The 7,048-nt window shown below is 42.3% G+C and carries 7 protein-coding genes and 2 tRNA genes; 3 read left to right on the forward strand and 6 right to left on the reverse strand.

Going from position 1 to position 7,048, the window contains the following annotated elements; all coding sequences use genetic code 11:
- A partial coding sequence (locus PX484_RS06645; RefSeq protein WP_288103212.1) for a carbonic anhydrase occupies positions 1-320 on the reverse strand: 320 nt, incomplete at its 3' end.
- Between the two features lie 168 nt (positions 321-488).
- Here PX484_RS06645 and psbN point away from each other — a divergent pair.
- A complete protein-coding gene (gene psbN / locus PX484_RS06650) occupies positions 489-620 on the forward strand; it encodes a photosystem II reaction center protein PsbN (protein WP_002736132.1) in 132 nt (43 codons plus the stop codon).
- Here the strand turns inward: psbN and PX484_RS06655 are convergent.
- The 5 genes from PX484_RS06655 to PX484_RS06675 form a co-directional block, all read right to left on the reverse strand.
- Complete coding sequence (locus tag PX484_RS06655) at positions 617-3,625, reverse strand: alpha-mannosidase (RefSeq protein ID WP_288103214.1); 3,009 nt, start codon at positions 3,623-3,625, stop codon at positions 617-619. The genes psbN and PX484_RS06655 overlap by 4 nt on opposite strands.
- A gap of 365 nt (positions 3,626-3,990) precedes the next feature.
- A tRNA-Thr gene (locus tag PX484_RS06660) sits at positions 3,991-4,062 on the reverse strand.
- A gap of 8 nt (positions 4,063-4,070) precedes the next feature.
- A tRNA-Tyr gene (locus PX484_RS06665) sits at positions 4,071-4,155 on the reverse strand.
- Positions 4,156-4,289: 134 nt separating this feature from the next.
- Positions 4,290-4,589 (reverse strand): ferredoxin, encoded by a 300-nt coding sequence (locus PX484_RS06670; protein WP_287767368.1) that lies wholly within the window; start codon positions 4,587-4,589, stop codon positions 4,290-4,292.
- Positions 4,590-5,176: 587 nt separating this feature from the next.
- Entirely contained in the window at positions 5,177-5,812 is a 636-nt protein-coding gene (locus tag PX484_RS06675) for a peroxiredoxin (RefSeq protein ID WP_002761158.1), read from the reverse strand.
- A 532-nt stretch (positions 5,813-6,344) separates the two neighbouring features.
- On the opposite strand from PX484_RS06675, the gene psbU reads away from it, so the two are divergent.
- Together psbU and PX484_RS06685 are read left to right on the forward strand one after the other, a co-directional pair.
- On the forward strand, positions 6,345-6,752 hold the full coding sequence (psbU, locus tag PX484_RS06680; protein WP_002761160.1) for a photosystem II complex extrinsic protein PsbU: 408 nt from the start codon (positions 6,345-6,347) through the stop codon (positions 6,750-6,752).
- Between the two features lie 193 nt (positions 6,753-6,945).
- Positions 6,946-7,048, forward strand: a 103-nt coding sequence (locus PX484_RS06685) for an FAD-binding protein (protein WP_288103216.1), incomplete at its 3' end; no start/stop codon positions are given.

Genomic DNA, 7,048 nt, shown 5'->3' on the forward strand with positions numbered 1-7,048 from the left:
AAACCTTTCATCGCTCCACAATGGGAGTGACCGCAGATAATCACTTGCTCGATGCCGAGAGCGTTGATAGCATATTCTATAGATGCACCTTCACCACCATTGGTTGCTCCGTAGGGAGGGATTATATTTCCCGCATTACGAATTACGAATAATTCCCCCACCTCCGCTTGGGTAATTAGGTTAGGATCGATCCTGGAATCGGAACAGGTGATAAACAGGATTCTCGGTTTTTGTCCGTGGGAGAGTTGCTCAAATAATTGCCGATGTTCATCAAAATAACCACTCTGGAACTTTTCTAGTCCCTGTAGGAGTTTCTTCATAATAATTTTTCTGGTTTAGTTTGATCGCTATTTACTCGATCCTTTCAGCATTATCGGGCATGAGATAACAGCAATGCAACCGGCCAGATTAGCGATCGTTATCGGCTGCGAGATCGGTTATATTTTGTTAAGATAAGATACAGACTGTATCTAAGCAAATTTTATTTTATGGAAACTGCAACAATTTTGGGTGTTTCGATCGCTGCCGCTTTGGTAGGAATTACCGCTTTAGCTCTTTATACCGCTTTTGGACCGCCGGCAGCAGAATTAAGCGATCCTTTTGAAGATCACGAAGATTAATTCTTTAATAACCATGTGGCTATCTGCCAAGGAGAAAGTTGCTCAACGGGATCGATCGCTCTTTCTAAACCATCGATCGATTCTTTTATTGTTAATTGTAATTGATTTTGCCAATCAATAACAGCGTTTTCTCCCTGACATTCATAAACGCGCATTACCCAACCCCGAGCGGCTGTTTCACTTTGTTTGAAACTCATTAAAATTAAGTTATCTGCCGAGAATTTTAACCATTGTGCCACGGGTGGCAACCAGTTTGATTGAGAAGAATTATTAATAAAAACAACGGTGACAGGTAAGTTTAACTGCCAAGCGTGATGGACAGTTTTCGCCGTTTTCCAGTTACCTTGATGGGGATATATTGCATAGGTAAATTCTTGTTTCCCCAGATCCGCCTCGGGATCGGGCCATCGGGGACTTCTCAACAGAGTTAATCGCAGTTGCTGGTTAGTAGCATCATAGCCATATTTATTATTATTTAAAAGACTTACCCCATAGTTTGCCTCTGTATCGGTTAAATCCGCCCATTTATGGGCGTAAACTTCCCATTTTGGCGATTCTGGTTCGTGGGAACGCTCGATCGCACCACAGGCAATTTCATAGGTGGTAAAATCGCTGTTGAGGGTGAGAGGAAAAGCGGTTTTTACTAAAGTATGTTCTTGCTGCCAATTAACAATAGTTTTAATCTGGAGAATAGGAGAATCTTTTTCTAAGATATAATCTTGACAAAATTCCGAATCAGCTAAACTTCTGATCACGCGAATCTGCCAGCGTAAAGGGCCACATTCTAAGCATTCGATCGATTTTAATACTGTTTTAGGTAAGGTATATTGTTGATAATTCGGATCGATATTCCAAGCGTCCCAATATTGTCCTTGATCTTTAAATGCCTGTAATTGATTACCAGCAGCTTGCAGGATTTCTCTTTGATTAATTATATCGAATATACTATCTATATCCCCCGTTTCCGAGTTAATAGTAACTTTAAGCAGTCCATTATCTAAAATAAATTGGCAGTTGGTTAAATTTTGCTCCGTTGCTTGCTGATTGGCAACTAACCAAAATAACTTATAACCCACAGAAGGAATATTTTCAGCGAGAAATAATAGCTGATTGTCGTGGGATAATTGCGAAAGACAAAGACAATTATTCAAGTCATAAACCGAACAATTGACAGATTCTATAGCTAAAGAGATAACCTGGGTTCTTTCCCAGTTAAGAGAATTAAAAACTAGAAAAGGCTTTGCTTGGGGATGGGGGGGATTAGGCAAATTAATTTGATTAGCAATTGCCTGTAAAGCTTGATCTAAAATTGCTTCAACTGTGCTGATAACTTGCCGCCATAACTGATTAGCATCCCTAAATACTTCGGGGATCGAAGTACCCGGCAGTATATCATGAAACTGATTTAATAAAACCTTTTTCCATGCGGATTCTATCTCGACTTTCGGATAGGGAATCTCTAGTAAAATATTAGCCAGAGAAGACCATAATTCCCCTTGATACAAGAGGATTTCACAGTAACGATTATAAGCCTTTTGGTCGGCGTGGGTAGTATAACAACCCCGATGGAATTCTAGATATAATTCATCATCCCAGATAGGGAGATTACTTGTCTCCAGACTGTCCAGATAGGTTGTTGCTTGGCTAAATTTTAACTGGGGGAAAAAAGGAGATTTTTGCCAACGTTGGGCCACCTCTAACATATCACGAGTCGGACCGCCGCCATGGTCGCCAACACCGGGCAGCCAAAAAATATCTTTTAAGCCGGTTTGCCGTTCCCAATTGAGAGCATGATCGGTCATAATAATTGGGTTAGTATCCATAACTCCGGCAACATTGGGAGGAGACATGAGGGAAAGAATTTTACTGCCATCGGGAGATTGCCACCAGAAAAAACCGTGGGGAAATTTAGTCGTATCATTCCAATGGAGTTTCCCGGTTATAAAATATTTGATGCCAAAAGATTTAAGAATTTGCGGCAATTGGTAGGGAAAACCAAAGGTATCCGGCAGCCAAGCAGTTTTAGTGATTTGCCCAAATTTTTCTTGAAAATATTTTTGTCCATAAAGCAGCTGTCGAAATAGGGATTCCCCAGAGATTAAATTGACTTCTGGTTCTACCCACATCCCGCCCAAAAGTTCCCAAGATTGCCCTTTATATGCCTCTAGAATTGCTTGAAATAGGTCAGGATGATGTTTTTCTATCCATTCGTAAATTAGGGGGCTAGAATGACCAAATATGAGGGCAGGAAAATCTTTTTGCAGGTTTAAAACCGAGATAAAAGTGTTTTTTGCTACTTGCCAAGTTTCTGCCAACGGCCACAACCAAGCCAGATCTAAATGTGCGTGGCCGAGAAGATTAAAACTGCGTTCTTTGAGAGGTTGAGCGAGGGGTTGTAGGGATTGACGAATTGATTCTAGGGAGCGATTAAATTTATCTTTGTTGGTGACATTATCCCAGTCAATATTATCGAGAGTAGCGGTAAAAGCTGCTAAGTTTTCAGGATAAAAAGTTTGTAGATAATTATGGAGGATGGTTAATTCATCAGCAACAAAACTAGGATCGATAGCTTGGCTATATTCATAGATTAACTGCGATTTCATCAAACCACCAATATCATGATTGGGACTGACTAAACGGAGAGTAACAAGAATTTCTTGACCGATAGAGACCGAGTTGGAAAGTAAAATGCGGGTGGAAGAATCAAAGAGGTCTCCTGCTTGGATAAATTGATTATTAACATAAATTTTGACATCTTCCGCCCACCAAGTTAAGATTAATCTCAGTTCCATTCCCGCTAAAGGATAACCGGCTAAATGTTCGGGGACAATAATTTTTTGAGTTAGATATTGGATTTGTCTGCCGGCCGGCCAAATAATGTATTGTTTTTCATTGAGGGTGACGGGTTGAATTGGTTTTCCCGCTGCTGTAGCGATAAACCAATTTTTCTGAACATCTCTGCGGGTGAGGTGAGACAGTTTAGCGATGTTGTCGAGGGGAGACATGAGCCAACAAATAAGTTAATTTTGACTATTTTAGGCGATCGAGGACTAATTGCCCTAGAAGAGAACTTATGTTAACGCCATAGTGCTGAAGACTTACTTAGGGTTTGCGGCAAAAAGTTTTTCGGTGGAGGTAGGGTGTGGGGTGTGGGGTGTAGGGTGTAGGGTTTTACCCATTTTCAGGGGGTCAATTACCTAATTTTCAGGGAAAAAGTCCCTAAATTTCCCCCCCGATCCCTCCAATGGCCGGTACTTTTTGATTTCAAAAAAGCCTAAAAATATTATCCAACAAGGTTTTTAGATTTATTCAGCAAGCCCTACTTAATCTCATCCTTCAACGGTTTATTGAGAATGAGAAGCAAAGAGAAAGCCCGTGATGAGGATTGAACTCATGACCTCACCCTTACCAAGGGTGTGCTCTACCACTGAGCTACACGGGCATTGATCGTGGTGGGCCGGGCCGGATTCGAACCAGCGTAGGCGTAGCCAACGGATTTACAGTCCGCCCCCATTAACCACTCGGGCACCGACCCATTAATTCCACGATTAACAATCATAGCACCCTTAGCTAAAACCCACAAGTGTTTAGGGAAAAAAATTTTTGAGCCATAAAATAACTCCCGTTAAAGCCATGGCTTTAACGGGAATTTTCTGATAATCTTGAAGATTACTTCAAAGCGTCTTCTTCCTGGTGGGTGAGGATCACACAGTCAGAGGTGGGATAGGCGACGCAGGTGAGGACATAACCCGCTTCAATTTGATCGTCATCTAAGAAGGATTGATCGGATTGATCGACAGTACCAGATTCAATTTTACCTGCACAGGTGGAGCAAGCTCCCGCACGGCAGGAATAGGGTAAGTCCAGTCCTGCTTCTTCAGCTATATCGAGAATGTACTCATCATCGGGAACCTCAATTGTTTTACTCTCGCCATCGGGTGTTTTCAGGGTGACTTTATAAGTTGGCATCGGTTGTTCCTCTTAATTAAATGCTAGTGAAAGCGGCAGTCTCTATAATTGCCTCTCGCCCGTCCTCAGAGTGAACGATTGGAGCGAGTTTCATTTTTGATACTACGGGAAAATCTCCCCGACTCAGCCTTGCATTAGTAATGACAGTCTTAAATAAACTTAAAATAAAATTTACTTATATATCTAACCCAGAATTCTTGACGCTCCTTGCTCGATCTCTAGATAATTTCATCGATCTACAATCTAGCTAAACTAACCACTACTAAGCATTTGGAGCTATAATGTTAATCGTTTTTTTCGTCTTGAGCCGATTTTTATTAAATATTAATTTAACTTATGGTTAAGATAGATGTCGATGAATTGTCTTTAACCCAGCCAAGAAATTGCTTTTCGGCACTACTGCCGGTAACACATCTAGGGAAACTATGAAAAAATCTATTGACAATCAAACCAATAAATGATATGGGGAGATAAATCCCCTGTTGCCAGGGGTAGCATCCGTTAAAACGGATGGCTAACCCTCCCTGACGATTTCTTGGTTTTTGGATTGTCAGTTTTCCAGGATATGGTTCACCGATTAGCAAACCCTACTTATTAGGTTGGGGAGTCATGCGTAGATAGGGTTTGATTTCTTCAACTCCTTTGGGGAATTTGCTACGAGCTTCTTCAGTGGGAATAGAGGGAACCACCACACAATCGCCGCCGTCGGTCCAGTTAGCGGGGGTAGCCACTTGATAGTTATCGGTGAGCTGCAGGGAGTCGATCACGCGCAGGATCTCGTTAAAATTGCGCCCCGTGCTGGCAGGATAGGTAATGGTTAAACGTAATTTTTTGTTGGGATCGATGATAAACACCGAACGTACCGTCAGATTATTGAGGGAATTGGGGTGAATCATGCCGTAGAGATCCGACACTTTGCGATCGCCATCGGCGATAATCGGATAGTTAACGGTAGTGTTTTGAGTTTCGTTGATGTCATTAATCCAACCCCGATGGGATTCGGCACTATCCACACTCAAAGCGATCACTTTCACATTACGTCGCTCAAATTCTGACTTAAGACTAGCCACCGTACCTAATTCCGTGGTACAAACGGGGGTATAATCAGCCGGGTGCGAGAACAGCACCACCCAGCTATCTCCTACCCACTGGTGAAAAGAAATCGGACCTTCACTAGAATCTTGTGTAAAATCTGGAACGATATCACCCAATTGGAGAGCCATAATTGTGTCTTCCTTATTATGTATTTCAAGACAAGCAACAGTTTATGATGCCATAGGAGTGCTGTTCGTCATTGATAATTTTAGGGATTTATAATAATTGGGTTAGGGGATAGGGGAATGAGGAAATGGGGGAAGTGGGGAGATAGGGAAATAGGGAAATTCAACTGTAGCAGCCGCCAGATGGCAGCAGGAAAGTCTTTGCCAGAAAAGGGTTTTAGCGATTTAGATTGTCCTAACCAACTTGTTCTTTGTATAAAAACCCCAAAACCGCAAAACCCTAAAACCCCTAAAACCCTAAAACCCCATCCCCCAACCCTCAAAACCCTTCCCCTAGGGCGGCAAACTAGGTTAAGATCCGGTCTAATGGCATGATATAACTTTTTTAACTAGCTATCAGCGTTCAGCTAATAGGTCAGCTGCGGTGGTAAGTCCCAATTCCCCACCCTATGCCTAGTCGGAAAGCTGAAGGCTGACGGCTTCATTTCTTGTCCTGATCGTTAATTTGCCTTGGTTTTAGGAGACCACAACTGCAATGAAGAATCTTGTTCGTCTGCTGGCGGTAATTGCCTTGATTATCGGGAGTTTTTGGGGTAAAGTTCCCGCTCAAGCTCTCAATCTCACCTCGATCGCCCTTCCCTCTCTTCCTGTGGCGGTTTTAAATGCGGCTGATGCTAAACTAACTACAGAATTTGGGGCGAAAATCGACCTCAATAACAGTGATATTCGCGATTTCCGGGACTTGAGAGGGTTCTATCCCAATTTAGCTGGTAAAATCATCAAAAACGCCCCCTACCAAGAAGTGGAAGATGTCCTCAATATCCCCGGACTCTCGGCCACTCAAAAAGAGCGTTTACAGGCTAATCTGGAGAAATTCACCGTTACTGAGCCTTCTAAAGAATTTATCGAGGGTGATGACCGTTTTAACCCCGGAGTTTACTAAATCCAGTTAATTGCGGTTTTAAAAAAATTTCTAGGTGAGCGATCGCTCACCTTTTTCAGTGATTAGCTTCTGAAGGCAAGAGGCAAAAGTAAAGAATCTGGCATACTGCCCCAAGGGAAAGACCGGGGATTTTTGCCAGAGCTATAGAGAAATGGAATGCTAGAATAAATAGAATTTATCAATTAACTCCTACATGGTCGTTTCCTCGCAACTGCCGAGTTATCAAGATGTTTTAGTGGTGGGATCGGGAGCGGCGGGATTGTATGCCGCACTGTGTTTACCCCCTAACTTAAAGG

The sequence above is a fragment of the Microcystis sp. M49636_WE2 genome (assembly GCF_030065375.1).
GTDB lineage: Bacteria > Cyanobacteriota > Cyanobacteriia > Cyanobacteriales > Microcystaceae > Microcystis > Microcystis aeruginosa_C.